At 35.1% G+C, this 25,514-nt stretch carries 23 protein-coding genes and 3 tRNA genes; 13 read left to right on the top strand and 13 right to left on the bottom strand.

The window, feature by feature from the left end; all coding sequences use genetic code 11:
- From pth to htrA, 7 genes are all read right to left on the bottom strand, one after another.
- The coding region (gene pth / locus SK578_RS10160; RefSeq protein WP_042751912.1) for an aminoacyl-tRNA hydrolase at positions 1-397 on the bottom strand (397 nt) is incomplete at its 3' end.
- A gap of 72 nt (positions 398-469) precedes the next feature.
- A complete protein-coding gene (ychF, locus tag SK578_RS10155) occupies positions 470-1,585 on the bottom strand; it encodes a redox-regulated ATPase YchF (protein WP_004269823.1) in 1,116 nt (371 codons plus the stop codon).
- A gap of 235 nt (positions 1,586-1,820) precedes the next feature.
- On the bottom strand, positions 1,821-2,015 hold the full coding sequence (locus SK578_RS10150) for a DUF951 domain-containing protein (RefSeq protein ID WP_042751911.1): 195 nt from the start codon (positions 2,013-2,015) through the stop codon (positions 1,821-1,823).
- A gap of 64 nt (positions 2,016-2,079) precedes the next feature.
- On the bottom strand, positions 2,080-3,216 hold the full coding sequence (gene dnaN / locus SK578_RS10145) for a DNA polymerase III subunit beta (RefSeq protein ID WP_042751910.1): 1,137 nt from the start codon (positions 3,214-3,216) through the stop codon (positions 2,080-2,082).
- A 158-nt stretch (positions 3,217-3,374) separates the two neighbouring features.
- Positions 3,375-4,736, bottom strand: coding sequence for a chromosomal replication initiator protein DnaA (gene dnaA, locus SK578_RS10140; protein WP_042751909.1), 1,362 nt, complete (start codon positions 4,734-4,736; stop codon positions 3,375-3,377).
- A 211-nt stretch (positions 4,737-4,947) separates the two neighbouring features.
- Positions 4,948-5,706 (bottom strand): ParB/RepB/Spo0J family partition protein, encoded by a 759-nt coding sequence (locus SK578_RS10135; protein ID WP_042751907.1) that lies wholly within the window; start codon positions 5,704-5,706, stop codon positions 4,948-4,950.
- Between the two features lie 57 nt (positions 5,707-5,763).
- On the bottom strand, positions 5,764-6,945 hold the full coding sequence (gene htrA, locus SK578_RS10130; RefSeq protein ID WP_042751905.1) for a serine protease HtrA: 1,182 nt from the start codon (positions 6,943-6,945) through the stop codon (positions 5,764-5,766).
- Between the two features lie 183 nt (positions 6,946-7,128).
- Here htrA and rlmH point away from each other — a divergent pair, with 183 nt between their 5' ends.
- The 7 genes from rlmH (at position 7,129) to SK578_RS10095 (ending at position 10,301) form a co-directional block, all read left to right on the top strand.
- Positions 7,129-7,608: a 23S rRNA (pseudouridine(1915)-N(3))-methyltransferase RlmH gene (rlmH, locus tag SK578_RS10125; RefSeq protein ID WP_004269820.1), complete on the top strand. Its 480-nt coding sequence runs from the start codon at positions 7,129-7,131 to the stop codon at positions 7,606-7,608.
- Between the two features lie 43 nt (positions 7,609-7,651).
- Positions 7,652-7,725 (top strand) — tRNA-Arg (locus SK578_RS10120).
- Positions 7,726-7,889: 164 nt separating this feature from the next.
- A complete protein-coding gene (gene comC / locus SK578_RS10115) occupies positions 7,890-8,012 on the top strand; it encodes a competence-stimulating peptide ComC (protein WP_020902306.1) in 123 nt (40 codons plus the stop codon).
- A 12-nt stretch (positions 8,013-8,024) separates the two neighbouring features.
- Positions 8,025-9,350 (top strand): competence system sensor histidine kinase ComD, encoded by a 1,326-nt coding sequence (gene comD, locus SK578_RS10110; RefSeq protein WP_042751903.1) that lies wholly within the window; start codon positions 8,025-8,027, stop codon positions 9,348-9,350.
- Entirely contained in the window at positions 9,347-10,099 is a 753-nt protein-coding gene (comE, locus tag SK578_RS10105; RefSeq protein WP_000866073.1) for a competence system response regulator transcription factor ComE, read from the top strand. Before comD ends, comE begins: the two co-directional genes overlap by 4 nt.
- A 51-nt stretch (positions 10,100-10,150) precedes the next feature.
- Positions 10,151-10,222: transfer RNA gene (locus tag SK578_RS10100), tRNA-Glu, on the top strand.
- 5 nt (positions 10,223-10,227) lie between these two features.
- Positions 10,228-10,301: transfer RNA gene (locus tag SK578_RS10095), tRNA-Asn, on the top strand.
- Positions 10,302-10,341: 40 nt separating this feature from the next.
- Here the strand turns inward: SK578_RS10095 and SK578_RS10090 are convergent.
- The gene (locus SK578_RS10090) at positions 10,342-10,884 is read right to left on the bottom strand and encodes a TetR/AcrR family transcriptional regulator (RefSeq protein WP_042751902.1); all 543 of its coding nucleotides are present in this window, start codon (positions 10,882-10,884) and stop codon (positions 10,342-10,344) included.
- Between the two features lie 127 nt (positions 10,885-11,011).
- Here SK578_RS10090 and SK578_RS10085 point away from each other — a divergent pair, with 127 nt between their 5' ends.
- Positions 11,012-13,654 (top strand): YhgE/Pip domain-containing protein, encoded by a 2,643-nt coding sequence (locus SK578_RS10085; protein ID WP_042751901.1) that lies wholly within the window; start codon positions 11,012-11,014, stop codon positions 13,652-13,654.
- Positions 13,655-13,683: 29 nt separating this feature from the next.
- Here the strand turns inward: SK578_RS10085 and SK578_RS10080 are convergent, their stop codons facing one another.
- Together SK578_RS10080 and SK578_RS10075 are read right to left on the bottom strand one after the other, a co-directional pair.
- Positions 13,684-16,227, bottom strand: coding sequence for a YfhO family protein (locus SK578_RS10080; RefSeq protein WP_042751899.1), 2,544 nt, complete (start codon positions 16,225-16,227; stop codon positions 13,684-13,686).
- 61 nt (positions 16,228-16,288) lie between these two features.
- Positions 16,289-17,911 (bottom strand): ATP-binding cassette domain-containing protein, encoded by a 1,623-nt coding sequence (locus tag SK578_RS10075; protein WP_042751897.1) that lies wholly within the window; start codon positions 17,909-17,911, stop codon positions 16,289-16,291.
- A gap of 205 nt (positions 17,912-18,116) precedes the next feature.
- Between SK578_RS10075 and trpS the strand changes: the two genes are divergently transcribed.
- The gene (gene trpS / locus SK578_RS10070) at positions 18,117-19,142 is read left to right on the top strand and encodes a tryptophan--tRNA ligase (protein WP_042751896.1); all 1,026 of its coding nucleotides are present in this window, start codon (positions 18,117-18,119) and stop codon (positions 19,140-19,142) included.
- A gap of 151 nt (positions 19,143-19,293) precedes the next feature.
- Complete coding sequence (gene guaB / locus SK578_RS10065; RefSeq protein ID WP_033682529.1) at positions 19,294-20,772, top strand: IMP dehydrogenase; 1,479 nt, start codon at positions 19,294-19,296, stop codon at positions 20,770-20,772.
- Positions 20,773-20,822: 50 nt separating this feature from the next.
- On the opposite strand, the gene recF is transcribed toward guaB, so the two are convergent.
- The 3 genes from recF to yaaA are packed head-to-tail and all read right to left on the bottom strand — an operon-like array spanning position 20,823 to position 22,293.
- Entirely contained in the window at positions 20,823-21,644 is an 822-nt protein-coding gene (gene recF / locus SK578_RS10060; RefSeq protein ID WP_235228699.1) for a DNA replication/repair protein RecF, read from the bottom strand.
- Positions 21,641-21,922: an AAA family ATPase gene (locus SK578_RS11320; RefSeq protein ID WP_235228697.1), complete on the bottom strand. Its 282-nt coding sequence runs from the start codon at positions 21,920-21,922 to the stop codon at positions 21,641-21,643. Before SK578_RS11320 ends, recF begins: the two co-directional genes overlap by 4 nt.
- Positions 21,923-21,924: 2 nt before the next feature.
- Positions 21,925-22,293, bottom strand: a complete 369-nt coding sequence (gene yaaA / locus SK578_RS10055; RefSeq protein ID WP_042751857.1) for a S4 domain-containing protein YaaA — start codon at positions 22,291-22,293, stop codon at positions 21,925-21,927.
- A gap of 158 nt (positions 22,294-22,451) precedes the next feature.
- On the opposite strand from yaaA, the gene yfmF reads away from it, so the two are divergent.
- The 3 genes from yfmF to SK578_RS10040 form a co-directional block, all read left to right on the top strand.
- Complete coding sequence (gene yfmF / locus SK578_RS10050) at positions 22,452-23,702, top strand: EF-P 5-aminopentanol modification-associated protein YfmF (RefSeq protein ID WP_042751856.1); 1,251 nt, start codon at positions 22,452-22,454, stop codon at positions 23,700-23,702.
- Positions 23,699-24,982, top strand: a complete 1,284-nt coding sequence (gene yfmH / locus SK578_RS10045; RefSeq protein WP_042751855.1) for an EF-P 5-aminopentanol modification-associated protein YfmH — start codon at positions 23,699-23,701, stop codon at positions 24,980-24,982. Before yfmF ends, yfmH begins: the two co-directional genes overlap by 4 nt.
- Before the next feature lie 41 nt (positions 24,983-25,023).
- The coding region (locus SK578_RS10040) for a helix-turn-helix domain-containing protein (protein WP_042751894.1) at positions 25,024-25,514 on the top strand (491 nt) is incomplete at its 3' end.

The following is a 25,514-nucleotide window of genomic DNA, read 5'->3' as shown; positions in this document are numbered from 1 at the left end:
TCTTAACACGATTAAAGGTTTGGGTTCCAATATGTTGAATAATAGACTTGATACCATTATGACCACCTGCTGAACCTTTTGCTCTTAAACGAATCTTTCCAACTTCCATGTCAAGATCATCGTAAATGATGAGTAAATCTTCAATATCCAAACCATAGTAAGTCAATAAAGCATGAACTGCTTTTCCACTTTCATTCATAAAGGTCGTTGGTTTAACAAGATAAATTTTTTCTCCATTGAAGAAAAAAGATGCTAGATCAGCTTGAAATATCTTATCGTGTGTAAAAGTGACATTCTGTTTTTTCGCTAGTTGGTCAATCAACATAAATCCAACATTGTGTTTTGTTTCAAAATATTTATCCCCTGGATTTCCTAATCCTACAAGTAATTTGGTCATTTATTTTTCCTTTCAAAAGCCAAAAGGGTTGGAATTTTTTTCCAACCTAATTGACACTATTCATTAATTTTTTTAGACATTAAAGCGGAATTCCATAATATCGCCATCTTGAACGATATATTCTTTTCCTTCTTCACGCAAGCGTCCAGCTTCTTTTACAGCCTTTTCAGATCCGTATTTCACTAGATCCTCATATGACATGGTTACTGCACGAATAAATCCTTTTTCAAAGTCTGAGTGGATAATACCAGCTGCTTGAGGAGCCTTCATACCACGTTTGAAGGTCCAAGCGCGAACTTCTTTTTCACCAGCTGTGAAGTAAGTTCCCAATCCAAGCAAATGGTAAGCAGCACGAGTCAACTTGTCAACGCCTGATTCTGTCAACCCAAGTGCTTCAAGAAACTCTTGCTTATCTTCATCGTCTAACTCAGAAATTTCTTCCTCAGCACGCGCAGAAATAACGACTACTTCAGCATTTTCTGTCGCTGCAAATTCACGAATTTGTTTAACATAGTCGATAGAGTCAGGTTCTGAAACCACATCCTCGTCCACATTGGCAACATAGAGAACTGGTTTAGTCGTCAAAAGGAAGAGACCTTTGACAACTTTTTGTTCTTCATCTGTAAACTCGATTGTACGAGCTGATTTTCCATCTTCAAGGACTGGTTTAATCTTTTGAAGAACATTAAACTCTGCTACTGATTCTTTATCTTTTTGCGTACGTGCCATCTTTTCTACACGCGCATAGCGTTTATTGACTGACTCTAAGTCAGCAAGAATCAATTCCAGATTAATTGTATCAATATCTGCAAGTGGATCTACAAAGGCGTCTTCACGTCCTTGCTCACGCATAACATTTTCATCATCAAAAGCACGAACTACGTGAACAATCGCATCTACTTCACGGATGTTGGCCAAGAATTTATTCCCTAGTCCTTCTCCTTTTGAAGCTCCTTTTACAATCCCTGCGATATCTGTAAATTCAAAAGTTGTTGGAACTGTCTTTTTAGGAGTAATCATTTCAGTTAGTTTTTGGAGACGTTCATCTGGAACTTCTACCATTCCAACGTTTGGATCAATCGTCGCAAATGGGTAGTTTGCTGCCTCTGCTCCTGCTTTTGTAATTGCATTAAATAGTGTTGATTTACCAACGTTTGGCAAACCAACGATACCTGCTGTTAAAGCCATATTTTCTCATTCTCCGTTTTCATTTCAATCCCTAATATTATAACACAAAAAGGGAAAACTTGCTAACCCTCTAACTAAGGGTTCTCATACTCTTCGAAAATCTCTTCAAACCACGTAAACGTCGCCTTGCCGTATAGATATTACTGACTTCGTCAGTTCTATCTGCAACCTCAAAACAGTGTTTTGAGCAACCTGCGGCTAGTTTCCTAGTTTGCTCTTTGATTTTCATTGAGTATCAGTCAATAATTTTATTCATCTTTCGATCAAAATCATAGCGTCCCATCATGACAATATGGTCACAATTACTGCATTTGATTTTGATATCTGCCCCTACACGCGTAATTTCCCAACGATTTGCTTTTTTACCTGTTGACTTGATTGTACAAGCATGTGGTTTTTTCATCTCTACAAAATTTCCAACTTGATACATACTACTCTCCTTTTCTTTTTCGATTATATCATAAAAGAGGCGAGCCAGGCTCAACCTCTTTCACTTAATTTGTACGAACTGGTGTAATGAGCTGCATGAAGTCTTCGTCAGTATCTGCTGGCACAAGAGTAAATGGACGAACAGCTGAGATAAAGCTAATGGTCACCTTTTCGCTATTTAAAGCCTTGAGTGAATCAATCAAGTAAGTTGGGTTGAAACTAATAGTCAAATCTTCACCAGTCACTTGATCAGTATCGATTTCTTCGTTTACTTTACCAACTTCTGGAGAGTGAACATGGGCGCTAACAACCCCATCTTTAATTTCAAGTTTCACAGTACCATTTTGAGTAGCACTTGATAAAAGACGAGCACGTTCCATTGACTGGCGTAAGTTTACAACATCAAAAGTAATAGTAGTATTAAAGTCCGTTGGAATCAAACGATCTGTATCAGGATAGTTACCTTCTAACAAACGAGTATAAAAGCTAATATTTTCGCTTCTAAAGAGGATTTGATTGTTGGCAAAGAAAATCTCTACAGTTTCAATATCATCTGTAAATACTGCTGAAAATTCGCGTAGAGAACGGCTAGGAATCACGACATCAAAATCATCACTATTTTTTTCAAGAGTCAATTTTTTCTGGCTTAGACGATGAGAGTCTGTTGCAACTGTTTTTAGCTCCTTGTGTTGACTCAATACAAAATGAACACCTGTTAAAATCGGACGACTCTCTTGTGTACTTGCAGCAAAAGCTGTTTCATTGATAATTTTCTTGAGTAATTTTGTTTCAAGAATTAAAGGAGTGCTTGCTGAAATTTCTTGGATTCGTGGATATTGTTCACTATCTTTTCCTTTTAGGGTAATTTCTGATTTGCCACTGGTTAAAACAATTTGATTTTGTTCAATTTCTTTAAAATCAAGAGTCACATCAGGTAGACTAGATACAACATTGATAAAGAAAGAAGCTTCAAGAAGAATTGAACCTAAAGAAGTAATTAACAAACCAGCATCTTCATTTTTTTGAGAAATAAAATTTTCAATTGAAATTTGACCATTTGAACCAATTAAAGTAACACCTTCATTGGTCACGTCAATTTTTACGGTTGATAAAATAGGAATAGCATTTTTAGAACTAATAGCTCTCTTAGTAGTATTTAATGCTTGTAGAAATAAATTTTTATTAATTGAAAAATGAATCATGAATTCTCCTTTATTTATTTTTAGTATTAGAAGGATAATAGTAATAATAGAGTCTGTGAAATCTGTGGAAAACAGACTTTAAACAAGTCATATCAAGTTTTTTAGCTTGTTTAAAAAATGTGGATAAAAAAGATAAAAAAGCAAAAGTTATCCACAAGTTATTTGATTTTCTTTTTGATTGATTCAATTTCTAAACGTAAATTATCGTCTTCATCAATCAAAGATTTAATTTTAGCATGGGCATGAATGACTGTTGTGTGATCTTTTCCACCAAATTCCTTCCCAATTTTTGGAAGACTATTATCTGTTAGTTCTCTAGATAAATACATAGCTACTTGACGGGCTAAAACAATATTTTGAAGGCGTCTACTTCCCTTCATTTCTTTGACACTGACACCATAAAAGTTACCAACTTCATTTTGGATTTTATCAATTGGGATGACGAGCATTTGGTTAACATCTTGTTTACGTGCTCGAATAGCCTCTGCAGCGATATCGATAGTGATATCCTTAATCTTCTTCACTCTTGCAATTAAAGTGATGTCGTTGATTGCTCCTTCAAGTTCTCGAACGTTTGAATCAAATTGGCCAGCTAGGTATTCTAGGGTATCACTTTGGAAATTGTAGTCTAAATGCTCTGTTTTACTTTGTAAAATGGCAATACGTGTTTCAAAGTCAGGTGGTGTGATGTTTTGCGTCAAGCCCCAGCTAAAGCGCGTGACAAGTCTTTCCTCAAGGCCTTCTAAGTGTTTAGGACTACGATCACTAGTCAGAACAATTTGTTTTTGATTGCTATGAAGAACGTTGAAAGTATTGAAAAATTCTTCTTGAGTTGCAACTTTTTTGCCACTCAGCGATTGGATATCATCAATTAACAAGAGATCAAGACTACGGTAAGTTTTTTTGAACTTTTCCATTTCACCAAGTCTCAGGTGTTCAAGAAAGTCGTTGATAAAGCTTTCAGCAGGAATGTACTTCACACGCGCATCAGGAATATTTTTCAAAATCTCATTCCCAATTGCATTGAGTAAGTGAGTCTTACCAAGGCCAGGTCCTCCATAGATAAAAAGAGGGTTATAGGTCAGAGCCAAATCTTCAGAGACAGCCAAAGCGGCTGATACTGCCCAAACATTTCCATCTCCTTGGATAAAATTATCAAAGGTATACTTTTCTTTTAATCCAGTATCCGAATAAGGAATAGATGCTAACTTTGGACTATAGTCATAAAGAGTTGAATTTGTAGCTTCTTCAACTTGTGAAATAGTCGTATCTTGAGGCTTGGTGAAAATATAGTGGGGAGTTATTTCAGCATCATAAATTTCAAAACCAGCTACTACAATGATATCTTTTAGTTGTTTTTCCCAGACCATTTCCATTTCAGATCGTGGTAAAAATATAGTGGCAACATTTTCCTCTACCTTAATGAGTTCAGCTTGAATAGCATAGAAATCATACATGGATCGAGTTAATCTTTCTTGAGCAAATTCTAATATACGATTCCAAAATTGTTTTTCTTTCAATCCATTCTCCTCCTTTACTATTTAAAAGTTTAATGTTAGACTTATTTTACCATAGATAGCAAGAATTTTCCACAAGCTGTGAAAATTAATCCACAATGTTATCAAGTTTTATCCACAGGTTGGGGATAAAATCAGAAACTATTGATTTATTAAGCTTTTTATTAAAAAAAGAGTGGATAACATTGTGAGATAAAAAAATAAAAGAACAGCCTTATTTCAGGCTGTTGATAATTCTACTGTATTCTTCTTGATTTGAGAAAGAAATAATGATTTTTCCGCTATCTTTTTTAGACAGTTTGATTTCTACATCTAATCCGAGTAGTTTTTTTAACTGTTCTTCTTCATTTTGTATGAAATGATTCGTTTTTTGAAGTTTCTTTTGTTTTTTCTCTGTCAGAAGAGCTTCTAACTTCCTTACAGAAATGTCTTCCTCTATAATTCGTTGAAAGAAATAGTCTTGTTGTTCCTTATTCAACCCAACTAGAGAACGCGCATGAGCTTGTGAAAGTTTGCCGTTTTCTACTTCTGAGAGGATCTGTTCTGGCAAGGAAAGCAAACGAATGGAGTTGCTGATATATGGACGAGATTTGCCCATTTTATCTGCAATTTCAGCATGGGTAAATCCTTTCTCTACAAGAGATTCATAGGCGCGTGCTTCTTCTATTGGATTTAAATTTTCTCTTTGTAAATTTTCAATGATGGACTGGACCATCATCTCTTGGTCTGAAAGTTGTTTAACAACAGCTGGGATAGACGTTAGACCAGCTAAAAGTGAAGCGCGATAGCGTCTCTCTCCTGCAAGGATTTCATAACCAATAACAGGAGATTGACGAACAATAATCGGTTGAATGACCCCATTTTCTTTGATAGACTGTGCTAGTTCATGTAGTTTTTCTCCATCAAATTCTTTTCGAGGTTGATAGGGATTTTTTTGTATATCCGTGATAGAAATCATTTCAAATTTTTCCATGATTCTACACTAACACATCTTTTCTCTTATGTAAAGCTTTCTTTACATAGATGTCAATTAAGATTCTAAATCACCTGAACTCTTGTCAAGTTTAATAGATGTAGTTTCTTCTTTACCGTTACGATAGTAAGTTATCTTAATGGTGTCTCCGATAGAATGATTGTAAAGAGCACTTTGTAAGTCTGTTGATGAAGCGATGTCTTTGTCATCTACTTTTGTAATAACATCGTATTTTTCAAGGTGACCATTTGCAGGCATATTACTTTGCACAGAACGAACAACTACACCAGATGTTACACTGCTTGGAATATTCAGTCTTCTAATATCACTTGTATTAATATTTGAGAGATTGACCATTTGAATTCCCAAAGCTGGACGAGTCACTTTTCCGTTCTTTTCTAATTGTTCAATAATATTGATAGCATCATTTGCAGGGATTGCAAAACCAAGACCTTCTACAGATGTTCCTCCATTTGTGGCAATTTTACTTGAGGTAATTCCGATAACCTGTCCTTGAATATTGATTAGTGGGCCACCAGAGTTACCTGGGTTAATAGCAGTATCAGTTTGGATGGCTTTTGTAGAAATGGCTTGTCCATCTTCAGATTTTAAAGATACATTTCGATTGAGACTAGATATGATACCTTGAGTGACAGTATTAGCATATTCAGAACCTAACGGGCTACCGATAGCAATAGCAGTTTCTCCTACGGTTAACTGACTAGAATCACCAAATTCCGCTACTGTTGTCACTTTTTCTGAAGATATTTTGACGACAGCAATATCAGAGAAAGTGTCAGCTCCGACGATTTCTCCAGGTACCTTAGTTCCATCTGACAAACGAATATCTACTTTGCTGGCACCATTTATAACGTGATTGTTGGTGACAATATAAGCTTCTTTGTCATTCTTTTTATAAATAACCCCAGATCCTTCACTAGAGATTTGCTGAGAATCTGTATCTGTATCCTCATTGCCAAATACGCTATTTTGTCTGTTAGCTGAATAAGTAATAACAGAAACAACAGCGTCTTTTACTTTGTTAACAGCCTGTGTTGTTGAATTTTCGTTCTTATAGGCAGTCTGTGTAATAGTACTATTGTTGTTGGAGTTACTTACAGTACTTTTCTGAGTTAGTTGGTTTATTGAAAAACTCCCCAAGGCTCCACTAATAAAGCTAATGACGATAACGACTAATAATTGAAACCATTTTTTGTAAAATGTTTTGAGATGTTTCATATTTGCCTCCATATGTTTTAAATTAATGAAAGTATAAACTGACTAGCTTAATTATAACTTAAAAATAAAAGTTTTTCACAGATTGTGGATAACTTTCAAAAATCTGTGGTTTTCTCGGCTAAAATTAACCTTTTATTTTGTGAATAAGATGTGAAAAAATAGAGAATATGTTAGAATAGAGTCATGAAAATTAAAGTTGTAACAGTTGGGAAACTGAAAGAAAAGTATTTAAAAGATGGTATCGCAGAGTATTCAAAACGAATTTCTCGATTTGCTAAGCTTGAAATGATTGAGCTAGCAGATGAAAAAACACCAGATAGGGCCAGTGAGTCAGAAAATCAAAAGATTTTAGAAATAGAAGGTCAGAGAATTTTATCAAAAGTTGGTGACCGTGATTTTGTTATTGCGTTGGCTATCGAAGGGAGAACTTTCTCCTCAGAAGAATTTAGTAAGCAGCTAGAAGAAGCTTCTATAAAAGGATTTTCTACTCTTACCTTTATTATTGGAGGGAGTCTGGGGTTAGCACAGGATGTAAAAAAAAGAGCCAATCTTTCTGTTAGTTTTGGTCGCTTAACCTTGCCTCATCAGTTAATGAGACTAGTCCTTGTTGAACAAATCTATCGGGCTTTTACGATTCAGCAGGGATCACCCTATCATAAATAGAAAATTGACTTTCAATTGGATTTTTGGTAGAATAGCTGTATTAGGTCTCATAGCTCAGCTGGATAGAGCATTCGCCTTCTAAGCGAACGGTCGCAGGTTCGAATCCTGCTGGGATCAATATAGTAGCAAAGCTGGGAATTTTCCCGGCTTTTTTCTTAAAAAAGTACACTTGGGGAGAAAAAAATGACAGTTGAGAGAATTTTATCTACAATGAAATTCCATTTTGTATAATAGTTTTTGTAAGTTAGCTTACAGGAAAAAACACTTTAGGAGATTTTATTATGAAAAACACAGTTAAATTGGAACAGTTTGTAGCCTTGAAGGAAAAAGACTTGCAGGAGATTCGAGGTGGGGAAACTAGAAAAACAATTAATAGTTTACTTAATCTCTTCAAAAGAAGATAAGGGAGTAGAATAATGGATTTTTTCTTATTAGTAGATTTGATATTATATGTTTTTATTATTAGTCAAAGTTACCGTTTAATTTGTAAAAGGCAAATAAAAACAAAGGAATTATGCTTTTTTGGTGGTTATACATTACTAGTAGGAACAGTACTTGACCTTCCTTTTTATCTTCTATACTTAGAGGGGTTAGGGATTGGAACATTTTTATTTCCTTTGATGCTATATTTCTATTTTAAATGTATTAAACAGTATAAGAGGGATAGAGGACTATTCCTAAGTTTACTACTATCTCTTTTATATGAGAGCACTCATACCTTTCTGTCTGTAACTTTCTCCTCTCTAACAGGAGACAATTTTGTTTTACAATATTATGGCCTATTCTTTTTAGTTGTAACGGTGTTGACTTATCTCGTTATCGTAACAATCATTCGTTATTTCCATTTGGAACTAAACTATTTTGACAAAGATTATCTCTATCCTTTCTTGAAAAAAGTCTTTTTTGCTTTACTACTTCTACATATTGTATCTTTCATTTCAGATATGGTAAGTACGATTAAACATTTGAATAGTTTTGGAAGTATTTTATCATCTATTGTCTTTATCTCTTTACTTTTGACTTTCTTTGCAATGAATTCTCATAAAGAACAAATGGAGAAAGAGATTGCTTTGAAGCAGAAGAAATTTGAACAGAAACATTTACAGAATTATACAGACGAAATTGTTGCTTTGTATAATGAAATACGTGGGTTTAGACATGACTATGCTGGGATGCTTGTCAGCATGCAGATGGCAATTGACAGTGGTGATTTACAGGAAATTGACAGAGTTTATACTGAAGTTTTGGTCAAAGCAAATCACAAACTGCGTTCAGATAAATACACTTACTTTGACTTGAACAACATAGAAGATTCAGCTTTACGAAGTTTGGTTGCTCAGTCAATTGTCTATGCTCGAAATAATGGTGTAGAGTTTACACTGGAAGTAAAAGATACGATTACCAAGCTCCCAATTGAACTATTGGATTTAGTTCGTATTATGAGTGTTTTATTGAACAATGCTGTCGAAGGATCGGCTGATAGTTATAAAAAGCAGATGGAAGTAGCAGTTATTAAGATGGAAACTGAAACAGTGATTGTAATTCAGAATTCATGTAAAATGACGCTGACTCCTTCAGGAGATCTTTTTGCCTTAGGATTCTCTACTAAGGGAAGAAATCGCGGAGTAGGATTAAATAATGTGAAAGAACTACTAGATAAGTACAACAACATTATTTTAGAAACAGAAATGGAAGATAGCACGTTTAGACAAATCATTAGATTTAAGAGGGAATTTGAATGAAAGTTTTAATTTTAGAAGATGTTATTGAACATCAAGTTAGACTAGAGAGAATATTGGATGAAATTTCGAAAGAATCGAATATTCCAATATCATACAAGACAACGGGAAAAGTTCGTGAGTTTAAGGAATATATCGAAAATGATGAAGTAAACCAGCTTTATTTTCTAGATATTGATATTCATGGGATTGAGAAAAAAGGGTTTGAAGTTGCCCAGTTTATTCGTCATCACAATCCTTATGCTATTATCGTCTTTATCACCAGTCGATCAGAGTTTGCGACTCTAACCTATAAATACCAGGTATCAGCCCTAGATTTTGTTGATAAGGATATCAATGATGAGTTATTTAAAAAGAGAATTGAGCAGAATATCTTCTACACGAAGAGTATGTTACTTGAAAATGAAGATGTGGTAGATTATTTTGACTACAATTACAAGGGAAATGATTTAAAAATTCCTTACCATGACATTCTGTATATTGAAACGACAGGAGTTTCTCATAAATTGCGCATTATTGGTAAGAATTTTGCCAAAGAGTTTTACGGTACCATGACAGATATTCAGGAAAAGGACAAACATACTCAGAGATTTTATTCTCCTCACAAGTCATTTTTGGTAAATATAGGCAATATCAGAGAAATTGATCGAAAAAACTTAGAAATTGTTTTCTATGAAGACCATCGTTGTCCTATTTCAAGATTAAAAATTAGAAAATTAAAAGATATTCTAGAGAAAAAATCTCAAAAGTGATTGACAATTAGTAAGAAATTGATATAATGGTTATATCTGCTACAGATAGAAGGTCCGTTGGTCAAGGGGTTAAGACACCGCCTTTTCACGGCGGTAACACGGGTTCGAATCCCGTACGGACTATTTTATCCGCCATAGCTCAGTTGGTAGTAGCGCATGACTGTTAATCATGATGTCGTAGGTTCGAGTCCTACTGGCGGAGTATAGATAAAAGGGAACACAGTGTTGTTCCCTTTTTTGTATCAATTTGTATCACCAAGCATCTTCATAAGGAAGTCTGTTATTTCTTGAGGACTTTCTTTTTTTCCATGTGCAATCCAAGTTTGGCAAACACCAAAAAGTGCGTGAGTTAGATAGATGCTACTGTATTCTAATTCAGTGGTATTGAGATTCAGTTGTATAAATCGCTTTTGTAAATCTGTACTGAGCATGATATGAAGTTTATTTCTTAAGAAATTTTGGATTTCTTTAGTCCCATTTTCAGAAAGAAGGGCAGCTAGAAGTGGTTCTGATTCTAGATATTCAAATACTTCTAAAATAGCATCTCTTTTGTGATGAGCATGTTTTTGAAAAATATATTCAAATGTATGAAATAGCTTGCTTTGATAGTGCTCGATCATATCATACTTATCCTTATAGTGTGTATAGAAGCTGGAACGACTAATTCCGGCCTTTTCTGCTAACTTGACAGTAGAAATTTGATCAAATGGTTGTTCCATCAGTAATTCTACCATAGCATTTTCAATAGTTCGCTTTGTTTTTAAGCGTTTGTTACTTTCTTGCATATTTCCTCCTTGTAAACAAATTAGACTATATGTCTAAAAATGGATTTTTTATCTTGTAATTTAGATTTTTTATTGTATAATCTATTATATCAAAATTTTAGACAATGTGTTTAAAAAAGGAGAAACTATGTTTAAAGAATGGAAAGCAATTTTTAAAAAACCAACCTTTATTATTGTCATGATAGGAATTTCTCTTATTCCAGCTCTATACAATATCATATTTTTATCCTCAATGTGGGATCCATATGGGAAATTATCTGACTTACCTGTGGCAGTTGTCAATAATGATAAAGAGGCTTCCTATAATGGTAATACCATGTCTATAGGAAAAGACATGGTGTCCAATTTAAAAGAAAATAAAACCTTGGATTTTCATTTTGTAGATGAAGAGGAAGGTAAGAAGGGGTTAGAAAATGGTGATTACTATATGGTAGTAACTTTACCAAGTGATCTATCTGAAAAAGCAGCTTCTATTTTAACGGATCATCCAGAGCAAATGCAAATCGATTATCAGACTTCAAGTGGTCATAGCTTTATTGCCAGCAAGATGAGTGATTCTGCAATGACACAATTAAAGCAGAGTGTTTCTACCAATGTAACCGAGACTTATACTAAAGCTTTATTCAACAAAATGGTCGATTTAAAGGATGGGATGAGTCAAGCAGTGTCTGGTAGTGAAAAACTAACTGATGGAGCGAATCAGTTAGTGGCAGGAAGTCAAACATTAACTACTAACCTACACTCTTTAGCAGATTCAAGTTTAACATTTTCAAATGGAACGGAGCAGTTTACTAAAGGATTATCCTCTTATGTCTCTGGTGTTGAACAACTTCATCTTGGCTTAGGGAATTTTAATAGTGGTTTAGTTACATATACTGGTGCAGTGAGTCAATTAGATAGTGGGTTAGGTCAATTATCTTCTAAAAGCCCTGAATTAGTGAGGGGAATTAATCAATTATATACTGGTGTAGGATCTTATACTGGCGGTGTTTCTAAGCTCAATGCTGGTCTTAATCAATTTTCATCTGGTGTTAGTGCCTACACTAATGGAGTGGGAAGTCTTGCAACAGGTGCTAATCAGTTATCTAATCAATCAGCTACACTTCGAATGGGGGTGGAGCAATTAAGTGAAGGGATTCAACAACTTTCTAGCAAGTTAGATGCTTCGTCTGAGCAAAAAGATCAAATTAATCAATTATCTTCTGGTTTGAATCAGTTAAATCAAGCTATTCAAAATATTGATGTTGGAGATACAAAACAATTAGATTCTGTTTTATCAAGTATAGTATCTCTTTCTAATCAAATGTTAGCAAGTGCTCAGTCTGATAAAGCGACTACATTAGCCAATATTCAATCGACAGCAGCTTATCAATCATTGACAAGTGAGCAACAAGCTGAGATAAGCGCTTCTGTATCTCAAAATTTGACTGATAGTATTCAATCGGCTCAGTCAATTGTAGCTTTAGTACAAGGTTTACAGGGAAGTTTGGAAAACTTACAAAATCAATCTTCAAATCTTTCGACATTAAAAAATCAAGCTAATCAAGTATTACCTATTGCTTCTACTTCTTTGACGGGATTGTCAAGTGGATTAACAGAGATACAAGGAGCTGTTTCTAGCAAATTAGTTCCTGCTAGTCAGTCGATTACATCGGGGGTAAATGCATATACTGCAGGTGTTGATAAAGTTTCTCAAGGCGCAAGTCAACTAAGTGAAAAGAATTCCACCTTGACAGGTAGTTTGGACCAATTAGTTTCAGGCTCAACTACCTTGACACAAAAATCTTCTAACTTGACAGCAGGAGTTGGTCAATTAGTTGAAAAAACTCCAGAATTAGTGTCTGGTATTGAAAAATTATCAAATGGCTCTAATGAATTGAATCAAAAGAGTCAAGAATTAATGGCAGGAGCTGATAAATTACAGTCAGGCTCTAGCCAACTAGCTGACAAATCCAGTCAGTTAATTTCAGGTGCTTCTCAATTAGAAAGTGGAGCTAATAAATTTGCAGATGGAGCTGGGAAACTAGCAGAAGGTGGAACAAAGTTAACTTCTGGCTTGGAAGGTTTACAGACAGGAGTTACTTCTTTAGGACAAGGATTGAGTAATGCTAGTGATCAACTCAAATCAGCATCTACGGAATCTAAAAATGCAGAGATTTTATCAAATCCTCTCAGTCTTTCTAAAACAGACAATGATCAAGTTCCTGTAAATGGAGTTGCAATGTCTCCTTATATGATATCAGTTGCTCTTTTTGTTGCAGCAATATCAACAAATATGATCTTTGCGAAGCTGCCTTCAGGACGTCATCCAGAGAGCCGTTTGGATTGGTTGAAATCTAGAGCTGAAATAAATGGTATTATAGCTGTTTTAGCAGGAATTTTGGTATATGGAGGAGTCCATCTTATTGGTTTAACTGCTAATCATGAGATGAGAACATTTATTCTCATCATCTTAACAAGTTTAGTATTCATGTCTATGGTTACAGCTTTAACAACATGGAATAGCCGTATAGGAGCTTTCTTCTCTCTTATTTTGCTTCTATTACAGTTAGCATCAAGTGCAGGTACCTATCCACTTGCTTTGACAAATAATTTCTTTAGAGCTATTAATCCTTGGTTACCAATGAGTTATTCAGTTTCGGGATTACGACAAACAATCTCTATGACAGGAAATATTCATCATCAAGTCATTTTCCTTGCTGTGATATTAGCCCTATTTACTGGTTTAGGTATGCTAGCCTATCGACCTAAGAAAATGAAAGAAGATTAAAAAAATCGACCGATTAATTGGTCGATTTTTTATGCTTTAGATGACTTTCGTCTGTGATTATAGGTTCCAAATAGTAAGAGAGAAGTAAATGAACAAATTGCTCCAGTAATAAAACCATTGGGAATAAAGGAAAGTGTAATAGTTCCTTTTCCCTTAGGAACGTCAACTTTCATAAAACCAGTTTGAGCTTGTTTAATTTCTATTTTCTTACCATCTTGGTAGGCAGACCAGCCTTTATCATAAGGAATGGTGAAGAAAATGGACGTATCTTGTTTAACATCATATGTAGCAAAGACTTTGTTTTTAGAAGTTGATACTGTGACAGGTTGTTCTTTAATTTTTTGAATTGCCTCGGTGAAAGTTTTGGTATCTAAACGATAGAAGGCAGGAGATTCAAATGATACCTGTGAATTTCCAGGGAAACTAACATTAATATTGAAAGTTTTTTTCTCTTTTGTATAGTCTAGATTAAAGAAGGAGAAGACATTATCAGTTGTAAAAGTTTTCTTTTCCCCATTGACAAGGATGTCAACTTTCTTTTGTTTATCATTAGAAAAGTGAAGGTTTGTGAAAGAAAGATAAACTTGGCTGTTTTCTGGCACTTCAATTTGATATTGGATTGCTGCATCTTCATTTGAAGAACTTGTAACAGTAATCAAATCATCAGTATTCTCTGTTTTTTCATAGGGTATTGGAGAAAAATAATCAAAATTGACGTCAGCAAGTTGATTTAAAAACGAGGCTTGATTATCTAAAGTATGTTCATTGAACTTGACATCATTGTATATAGATTGACTAGCAAATGCAATCGGAAGAGAGTATTGATTTTCATATAGGGTAAGATTATCTTTTTGATAGATATCTTGGAAACCATACTTATCAATAGGACTGTCTGAGATATTGTACTGGATGCCAAATAAACTATCAGCCAAAATACTATTATTTGCATAACGGAGATTGAGATTGGTCCCAGAGGATTTAAAGCCAAGTTTATCCAAAGTAGAGCTTGCTGAACGATTTCGAACAGATGAAAATTGAGATATTCCATTGTAGTTAAATTTCATACTATCATTCCCTGTCTGAGTTTGTAGTTTCTCAGTACGAGTAAATGGATCCTCAATATATGTTGAGAAAGATTCCATAGCTGGGATATCTCTACTATATGCACTTCGAGAAGCAAATCCCCATTCCTTTGCAATTCCGTCCATTTGAGATGAAGCATTTAAACTTATTTCAACCATTATAAATAAAGAGATTAGAATGGCAAATAGATTTACAGAGATAAACTTTTTGATAAATGCAAGGAGTAAAAGCGAATAGACAACCAAAAATTCAAGAGTAAGCAGAATATTCAAATCTGTTAAAAAAGAATAATGCGATTTTAGATAGATGGTAGCTAAAAATCCTGTTACTACAAGAAAAAGCGAAACTAAAAAGTTCCAGATTTTAATTTCTCTTAGACGATTTAAGACTTCCGCTGCTGTGTAAATTAACAAGGTAGAGAAAATCCAAGCATAGCGATGTAAAAACATGTTTGGAGTATGCATGCCTTGCCAAAATAAATCAAGAGCTTCTATATAAAAGCTTGCAATTAAAAATGTAAAGAAGATTGCATAGATAAGTTTCACGTGAAACTTAATAGATTTCAGCGTAAAAAATAAAATAGTTAAAATAAAGGGAAGCAGTCCAACAAAAATCATTGGGATAGCCCCATACTTTGTTGTATCAAAGGAACCGATGAATTGCTTAGCAAAGAGATCAAGATACCAGCTACTTTCAGTTTGAAACTTTGTAACTTCTGTCAATTTTTCCCCATGTGTCTGTAAATCAAATAGAGTAGGAAGAGTCATAATCAAACTGGCCATTCCTGCTAAAAAGGAAGTAACAATAAAATCAAGAAAAGATGATTTTCGATTTTTAAAGTCCCAAGAAATTTGGCAGAGATACCAGAAAATAAGAAACAATGCTGTCATATATCCAAAATAATAGTTTTGAATAAACAAGATTGACAGACTTGTAAAGTATAGTAGGCGCTTCTTTTGTGTTATAAGTATATATAATCCAGTTATAATTAAAGGAATCAAGATAAAAACATCTAACCAAGTTTTTATCTCTAGTTGACTAACAGAGAAACTCATCAGAGCATAGGAAGTAGATAGAGCTAGTTTTAAAGACTTAGGAATCGATTGAAATAATTTATTTAAACTAAAGTAAGTTGACAGTCCAATCAATCCAAATTTTAAGAGAGTTGTCATATAGACAGCATCTGGCATATTCGACAGATTAAAAAAGTAAACTAGAGGTGAAAGGAAACTACCCAAGTAATAACTAGATAGGGCATAGAAATTTAATCCGAGGCCACTTGTAAAGGTGTAAAACAGACTACCATTTCCATGTAGGATATTTCGTAAAGTTACATCAAAAATAACGTATTGATGAAAGCCATCTCCTAATAGTGGAGATGTATCACTATTCCAGTAGATACCTTGAGATAGATATACTCCTATCATAATGATTATGGGAATGATGAAAGAAACAAAATAGGTCCAATATGTTTTAAAAAATAATTTCATGTTACCTCATAAAATGTTAGAAAACTCAGCTGGTTAACCCAACTGAGTTTTGAAGTTTTATTTAGTCTTTCCAAAGTTCTTTAACTTTTGCTTGTACATCTGCATTTTCTAGGAATTCATCATAGGTTTCATCGATACGGTCAATGACGCCATTTTTAGACAAGACAATGATATGGTTAGCTAGAGTTTGAATAAACTCGTGGTCATGGCTGGCAAAGATGATTGATTCTTTAAAGTTTTTCAATCCATCGTTCAAGCTTGAGATAGATTCTAAGTCCAAGTGATTGGTTGGATCATCGAGTACAAGGACATTTGATTTTAAGAGCATGAGTTTTGAAAGCATGACACGAACTTTTTCTCCCCCTGACAAGACATTTACAGGTTTGTTAACCTCATCTCCAGAGAAGAGCATACGGCCAAGGAAACCGCGTAGGAAAGTATTGTCATCTTCTTCTTTACTTGCGAATTGACGCAACCAGTCAAGGATTGACTCTCCCCCTGCAAAATCTGCCGAGTTATCTTTTGGTAAGTAAGAACGGCTAGTAGTAACTCCCCACTTGACAGTTCCTTCATAGTCAATGTCTCCCATGATTGCACGAATTAATGCAGTCGTTTGGATGTCATTCTGTCCAATAAGCGCTGTCTTATCACCTGGACGCAAGATAAAGCTGATATTATCTAAAATAGTCTCACCATCAATCTTTACAGTTAGATTTTCTACTGTTAAGAGATCATTACCAATCTCACGTTCCGCTTTAAAGTTGATAAATGGATATTTACGACTAGATGGTACAATTTCTTCAAGTTCAATCTTATCAAGCATTTTCTTACGTGATGTTGCTTGTCTTGATTTAGAAGCATTAGCAGAGAAACGAGCAACGAACTCTTGCAATTGCTTAATTTTTTCTTCTGCTTTAGCATTACGGTCTGCTAGCAATTTAGCAGCAAGCTCAGAAGATTCCTTCCAGAAGTCGTAGTTTCCGACATAGAGTTTGATTTTTCCGAAGTCAAGGTCGGCCATGTGAGTACATACTTTGTTTAAGAAGTGACGGTCGTGGGATACTACGATAACGGTGTTATCAAAGTCAATCAAGAAGTCTTCCAACCAAGTAATCGATTGGATGTCCAAACCGTTGGTAGGCTCGTCCAAAAGAAGAACATCTGGTTTACCAAAAAGTGCTTTGGCGAGGAGAACTTTAACTTTTTCACCATTTGCTAATTCGCTCATATTTTGGTAATGCAGTTCTTCTGGGATATTTAGGTTTTGAAGTAGTTGAGAGGCTTCACTTTCTGCTTCCCATCCTCCAAGCTCGGCGAACTCTCCTTCAAGTTCGGCAGCACGCACTCCATCCTCATCTGAAAAATCTTCCTTCATGTAGATAGCATCTTTCTCTTTCATGATGCTATAAAGTTTTTCATTTCCCATGATAACGACATCAATGGCACGTTCGTCTTCATAGTCAAAGTGATTTTGACGAAGAACAGAGAGACGTTCATCTGGACCAAGAGAGATGTGACCAGTAGTAGGTTCGATATCTCCAGCTAAAATTTTTAAAAAGGTTGACTTTCCGGCACCATTAGCACCGATTAATCCGTAAGTATTTCCTTCTGTAAATTTGATATTGACATCATCAAAAAGTTTGCGATCACTAAAACGTAGTGAAACATCAGATACTGTAAGCAATGTTTTTCTCCTATATATGTAATATATTTATTCTACTAGAAAATACAGAAATATTCAAATTTTTATCTGTCAATTTTGTGTAAATTAGATTTACAATATCCTTTACACAAATCCGTAAATAGCAAGACTGATTTATTTTGAGAAATTGCGGTTATTTCATTAAAAAAATGCTATAATTGAAGGGACTATATCGAAGGAGAACAAAATGACTAAACCCATTATTTTAACAGGAGACCGTCCAACAGGAAAATTGCATATTGGACATTATGTCGGTAGTCTCAAAAATCGAGTATTGTTACAGGAAGAGAATAAGTATGATATGTTTGTGTTCTTGGCTGACCAACAAGCCTTGACAGATCATGCTAAAGACCCTCAAACAATTGTAGAGTCTATCGGAAATGTCGCTTTGGATTATCTTGCAGTTGGATTGGATCCAAGTAAGTCAACTATCTTTATTCAAAGTCAGATTCCAGAGTTGGCTGAACTATCTATGTACTATATGAATCTAGTTTCATTAGCACGTTTGGAGCGCAATCCAACAGTCAAAACAGAGATTTCTCAAAAAGGATTTGGAGAAAGTATTCCGACAGGCTTCTTGGTTTACCCAATCGCTCAAGCAGCTGACATCACAGCTTTCAAAGCCAATTATGTTCCTGTAGGAACAGATCAGAAACCAATGATTGAGCAAACTCGTGAAATTGTTCGTTCTTTTAACAATGCATATAACTGTGATGTCTTGGTAGAGCCGGAAGGTATTTATCCAGAAAATGAGAGAGCAGGGCGTTTGCCTGGTTTAGATGGAAATGCTAAAATGTCTAAATCACTCAATAATGGTATTTATTTAGCTGATGATGCGGATACTTTGCGTAAAAAAGTAATGAGTATGTATACAGATCCAGATCATATTCGAGTGGAAGATCCAGGTAAAATTGAGGGAAATATGGTCTTCCATTATCTAGATGTTTTTGGTCGTCCAGAAGATGCTAAAGAAATTGCTGATATGAAAGAACATTATCAACGAGGTGGTCTTGGTGATGTTAAGACTAAGCGTTATCTACTTGAAATATTAGAGCGTGAACTTGGTCCTATTCGTGAGCGCCGTATCGAATTTGCTAAGGATATGGGAGAAGTTTATAACATGCTTCAAAAAGGTAGTGAAAGAGCGCGTGAAGTTGCGGGTCAAACCCTATCTGAGGTTAAAGGAGCAATGGGACTTCATTACTTTAACTAAGTTTATTTTACAAGAAACTATCATTTCTATCAGGAAGAAAAGATAGTTTTTTATTTACCCCTGTAACATTTGACAAATTTTTATAGAATGGTATGATAGATACAATATAAAAAGAGTCAAGCTCAAAAAGAAAGAAAAGAGGAAACTTCGAATGTCTAATTGGGACACTAAATTTTTGAAAAAAGGTTTTACCTTCGATGATGTATTGCTTATTCCAGCTGAAAGTCATGTATTGCCTAATGATGCAGATTTAACAACTAAATTGGCAGATAATTTGACTTTAAATATCCCAATTATTACCGCTGCCATGGACACAGTAACAGAGAGTCAAATGGCCATTGCTATTGCTCGTGCAGGTGGTCTCGGAGTTATACATAAAAACATGTCAATTGCTCAGCAAGCAGACGAGGTTCGCAAGGTAAAACGTTCTGAAAATGGAGTTATTATTGATCCGTTCTTCTTGACTCCTGAACATACAATTGCTGAAGCTGATGAGCTTATGGGACGTTACCGTATCAGTGGTGTTCCAGTTGTTGAAACACTTGAAAATCGTAAATTAGTTGGTATTTTGACAAACCGAGATCTTCGTTTTATTTCAGATTATAATCAACCAATTTCAAACCATATGACCAGTGAAAATCTTGTGACTGCTCCTGTGGGTACAGATCTTGTAACGGCTGAAAGCATTCTTCAAGAACACCGTATTGAAAAACTTCCGTTGGTAGATGAAGAAGGCCGTCTTTCTGGTTTGATTACCATCAAAGATATTGAAAAAGTTATTGAGTTTCCAAATGCGGCTAAAGATGAGTTTGGTCGTCTTCTAGTTGCAGGTGCAGTAGGTGTTACTTCAGATACATTTGAACGTGCAGAGGCTCTTTTTGAGGCAGGAGCGGATGCGATTGTTATTGATACTGCGCATGGTCATTCTGCAGGTGTCTTGCGTAAAATTGCTGAGATTCGTGCTCATTTCCCAGACCGTACTTTGATTGCTGGAAATATTGCTACTGCTGAAGGTGCACGTGCTCTTTATGAAGCAGGTGTAGACGTTGTCAAGGTTGGTATTGGACCAGGTTCTATCTGTACTACTCGTGTTATTGCTGGTGTTGGTGTTCCGCAAGTAACGGCTATCTACGATGCTGCAGCTGTTGCGCGTGAATATGGTAAAACGATCATTGCTGACGGTGGAATCAAGTATTCTGGAGATATTGTAAAAGCACTTGCGGCTGGTGGAAATGCTGTTATGCTTGGATCTATGTTTGCTGGAACTGATGAAGCTCCAGGCGAAACTGAAATCTTCCAAGGACGTAAATTCAAAACTTACCGTGGTATGGGATCAATCGCTGCCATGAAGAAAGGTTCAAGCGATCGTTACTTCCAAGGCTCTGTCAACGAAGCAAACAAACTCGTTCCCGAAGGAATTGAAGGTCGTGTTGCTTATAAAGGAGCGGCAGCTGATATTGTCTTCCAAATGATTGGTGGTATTCGCTCTGGTATGGGTTACTGTGGTGCAGCTAACCTTAAGGAACTACACGATAACGCTCAATTTATTGAAATGTCTGGTGCTGGTTTGAAAGAGAGCCATCCTCATGATGTACAAATTACGAATGAGGCACCAAATTATTCTATGTGAAAAACAATGAAAAGAACTCCTGTGAAAACAGGAGTTCTTTTACGATGTTGTCAATTTTGATTTACAGCAACTTTACCATCCTGAATAGTAAAGATACTTAGATCTTCTGGCAGATTTTGAAGATGATCTAAGCTTGTTGTTGTGATAAAGGTTTGGATTGACTGAGAAATCGTTTCTAATAATTTTAACTGTCTAGTGTTGTCAAGTTCACTCATAACATCGTCAAGCAGTAATATTGGAGATTCTGTAGTAATACTTTCCATCAACTCGATTTCTGCTAATTTTATAGAAAGGACGAGACTACGATGTTGACCTTGACTTCCGAAACTAGCATCCATCCCATTTATATAAAAAGAAATGTCATCTCTATGAGGACCAACACCAGTATTCTTTTTAAATAAATCTCTGGACCTACTTTTTTCTAAAGCAATTTTGAAAGATTCTGATAAGTTTTCTTTGTCAGCTATCTTGACAGAAGATTGATAGGCTATTGACAACTCTTCAATCTGATTAGAGAGTTCAAAATGTTTCTTACGCCCAAATGATTCTAGTTTTTTTATGAAATCTAAGCGGTGATTCATCACACGACATCCATAATCGACTAGCTGATCATCTAGTACTGAAAGGAAGGTTTCATCTATTTTTTGAGCTGATTTTAGATAGGTATTTCTTTGCTTAAGGATATGGTTATAATTGGTTAAATCTGATAGATAGATGGGCTTAATTTGTCCAAGCTCCATATCAATGAATTTTCGTCGAACTGAAGGTGCTCCTTTAATTAGTTGTAAATCTTCCGGAGCAAATAAGACAACATTCATGTGTCCGACATAATCTGAAAGTCGTGCCTGTTTTAAGTGATTAACTTTTGTCACACGCCCTTTTGTGTTAGTTCGATTTCGAGAGGAATGGATCCCGTTTGTTTTTGAACAAGACCTGAAAGATGAAGTTGTTCCTCGTCAAAATGAATGAGATTTTTATTCTGTTCGAGTCCGATGACTACGTGTTTAAGGCTAAAAAATAAGATAGCCTCTAACATATTTGTTTTACCTTGCGCATTGCGTCCTAAAAAGACATTCAATTTAGGGTTAAAGTCTATTTTCGTCTCTTTATAGTTACGAAAAGTCTTGAGAGATAGGTGTTGTAGCCACATGATTATCTACCAGGGAATCGTGGAGCTTGTTTGCTTTTGGTTGATGAAGTAGGTTTAGAGTTGTCTTTTTTTACTCCTTTATTCATCTCCTTGACAAGTTTAGCGATTCGTTCTTTTTCAACTTTATCAGCTTGATATTCCTCTTGCTCCTCAGAAGTAGGTTGTGTCAACAAGATGTCAATATTTATGTCAGGGATGTCAACTTTATCGCCAATACGAAGTTTTTTACCACGACGACTCTCTAATTCTCCATTAAAGTAAACAGAATGTTCAGAGAGAAATGATTTGATAGCTCCTCCGCTATGTGTAATTCCAAGTTCTTTGAGTAGTGCTTGGAGGGTAATAAATTCTTCAAATAATTTGTATTCCATAATTCACCTCAATCTTTGGTATTATACCATATTTTCCTAAAAATAGTGAGAGAAACAGGGAGAAATGTAAGCGATTTTTATTTCAAAAGTGTTACAGAGAACAAGAAAATTTCAGGTTTTCGTGATATAATAGAAGTCTGTATATAAGGAGGTCAATCATGGAGTTAGTGCATGGAATTTCAACACATTTTATCCAATCAAAAAAGTTTAAAACGAACAAAATCACCGTGCGTTTTACCGCTCCATTATCTCTTGATACGATTGCAGGTCGCATGTTGAGTGCGAGTATGCTAGAGACTGCTAATCAGATGTACCCCACTTCTCAAGATTTGAGAAGACATTTGGCCAGTCTATACGGTACAGATATGTCAACCAATTGTTTCAGAAGAGGGCAAAGTCATATTGTAGAATTTACATTTACCTATGTTCGTGATGAGTTTTTAAGTAGGAAAAATGTGCTAACTTCTCAGGTTTTGGAATTTTTAAAAGAAACTCTTTTTTCACCCGTAGTAGTTGATAATGGGTTTGATCCGGCCTTATTTGAAATTGAGAAAAAACAATTGCTAGCAAGTTTAGCATCTGATATGGATGATTCTTTTTATTTCGCACATAAAGAATTAGATAAATTATTTTTTTGTGATGAACGTCTTCAATTGGAATATAGTGATTTACGAAATCGTATTTTAGTTGAAACTCCACAAAGTTCTTATTCTTGTTTCCAAGAATTTTTGGCTAATGATCGAATAGATTTCTTTTTCCTAGGTGATTTTAATGAGGTTGAAATTCAAAATGTATTAGAATCATTTGGCTTCAAAGGTCGAGAAGGAGATGTAAAAGTTCAGTATTGTCAACCATATTCTAATATCCTTCAGGAAGGTATGGTTCGGAAAAATGTGGGACAATCCATTTTGGAATTGGGTTATCATTGCCCTTCTGAATATGGTGATGAGAAACATTTACCCATGATTGTAATGAATGGTTTACTTGGTGGATTTGCTCATTCTAAGCTCTTTACAAACGTCCGTGAAAATGCTGGATTGGCTTATACTATTTCAAGTCAGCTTGATTTATTTAGTGGATTCTTGAGGATGTATGCTGGTATCGATCAAGAAAATCGGAACCAGGCTCGTAAAATGATGAATAATCAACTGCTTGATTTAAAAAAAGGTTATTTTACAGAGCTTGAGTTAGAGCAAACAAAGGAAATGATTCGTCGGTCTCTGTTGCTTTCTCAAGATAATCAAAGTTCATTGATTGAACGTGCTTATCAAAATGCCTTGCTTGGAAAATCTTCAGCAGACTTTAAAAGTTGGATTGCAAAACTCGAGCAAGTTGACAAAGAGGCTATTTGTAGAGCAGCTAATAATGTGAAACTACAGGCGATTTACTTTATGGAAGGAATAGAATGACAAAGGTTGTTTTTGAAGAAAAATACTATCCAGCTGTAAAAGAAATGGTTTATCGAACTCGTTTGTCAAATGGATTGACAGTTGCTCTTTTGCCTAAAAAGGAATTTAAAGAGGTTTACGGGAGTGTAACTGTACAGTTTGGTTCGGTAGATACGCTTGTCACAGAAGTTGACGGAGATGTAAAACAATATCCTGAAGGAATTGCTCATTTTATTGAACATAAATTATTTGAAAGAGAAGATGCTAGCGATTTGATGTCGGCTTTTACGAGTCTAGGTGCAGATAGTAATGCCTTTACAAGCTTTACAAAGACAAGTTATCTTTTTTCAGCAACGGATCATTTTTTAGACAATTTAGACTTACTTGATGAATTGGTAACATCAGCACACTTTACTGAAGGTTCCGTTTTAAGAGAGCAGGATATTATCCAGCAAGAACGAGAAATGTATCAAGATGATCCAGATTCGTGTTTATTCTTTTCAACTTTAGCGAATTTGTATCCAGGCACACCTTTAGCAACTGATATAGTTGGCAGTGAGGAGTCCATTTCCCAAATCAATCTAACTAATTTGCAAGAAAACTTCACAAGGTTTTACAAACCTGTAAATATGTCTCTGTTTTTAGTTGGCAATTTTGATGTGGATCAAGTACAGGACTATTTTGAAAGAAAAGAACTGGAAGATTTAGATGTTCAGGAAGTAGCAAGAGAAAAGTTTGTTTTACAAGCTGTAAAGCAAACAGACAGTATGAGAATGGAAGTGTCTTCTCCTAAACTAGCGATTGGGATTAGAGGTAATCGAGAAGTTGATGAGGCGGATTGCTATCGACATCATATTTTATTAAAATTATTGTTTGCAATGATGTTTGGTTGGACTTCGGATCGTTTTCAAAAATTATATGAATCAGGTAAAATTGATGCGTCCTTATCTCTTGAAGTTGAAGTAACAAGTCGCTTTCATTTTGTTATGTTGACAATGGATACAAAAGAGCCAGTTGCTTTATCTCATCAGTTTAGGAAGGCTATTCGTAATTTCACAAAGGATTTAGATATTACAGAGGAACATTTAGATATTATAAAAAGAGAGATGTTTGGAGAATTTTTCAGTAGCATGAACTCTCTTGAATTTATTGCAACGCAATATGATGCTTTTGGACAAGGTGAGACAATCTTTGATTTGCCGAAAATTTTACAGGAAATTACTTTAGAGGATGTCCTTGATGCTGGACATCATTTAATAGATGATGGTGACATAGTTGATTTTACAATATTTAAATCATAGCAACCTATCATAATCGACACTAGAAAGAAGGAATGACAAGTATGAGGAAAAAAACAATTGGTGAGGTTTTACGTTTAGCTAGAACCAACCAAGGGTTAACTTTAGAAGAATTACATAAAAAAACAGAAATTCAGTTGGATATGTTGGAGGCAATGGAAGCTGATGATTTTGATCAACTTCCTAGTCCATTTTATACTCGTTCTTTTTTGAGAAAGTATGCGTGGGCAGTTGAGCTAGATGAGAGAATTGTTTTGGATGCTTATGATTCTGGGAGCATGATTACTTATGAGGAAGTAGATGTTGATGAAGAGGAGTTGACAGGTAGGAGACGTTCAAGTAAGAAAAATAAGACATCATTTTTACCTTTATTTTATTTTATATTCTTTGCACTATCGATTGTCATTTTTGTGACTTATTATGTTTGGAATTATATTCAGACTCAACCGGAGCGTTCATCTGCGTCTAGTTATAGTGTAGTCCAAGCAACAAGCTCGACTAGTTCTGCAACTCCATCTTCAACTAGTAGTGATTC

This window comes from Streptococcus mitis (assembly GCF_000722755.1).
Lineage (GTDB): Bacteria > Bacillota > Bacilli > Lactobacillales > Streptococcaceae > Streptococcus > Streptococcus mitis_CM.
Note: the sequence above shows the minus strand (reverse complement) of the source record. Positions and strands in the feature narration are given on the sequence as shown.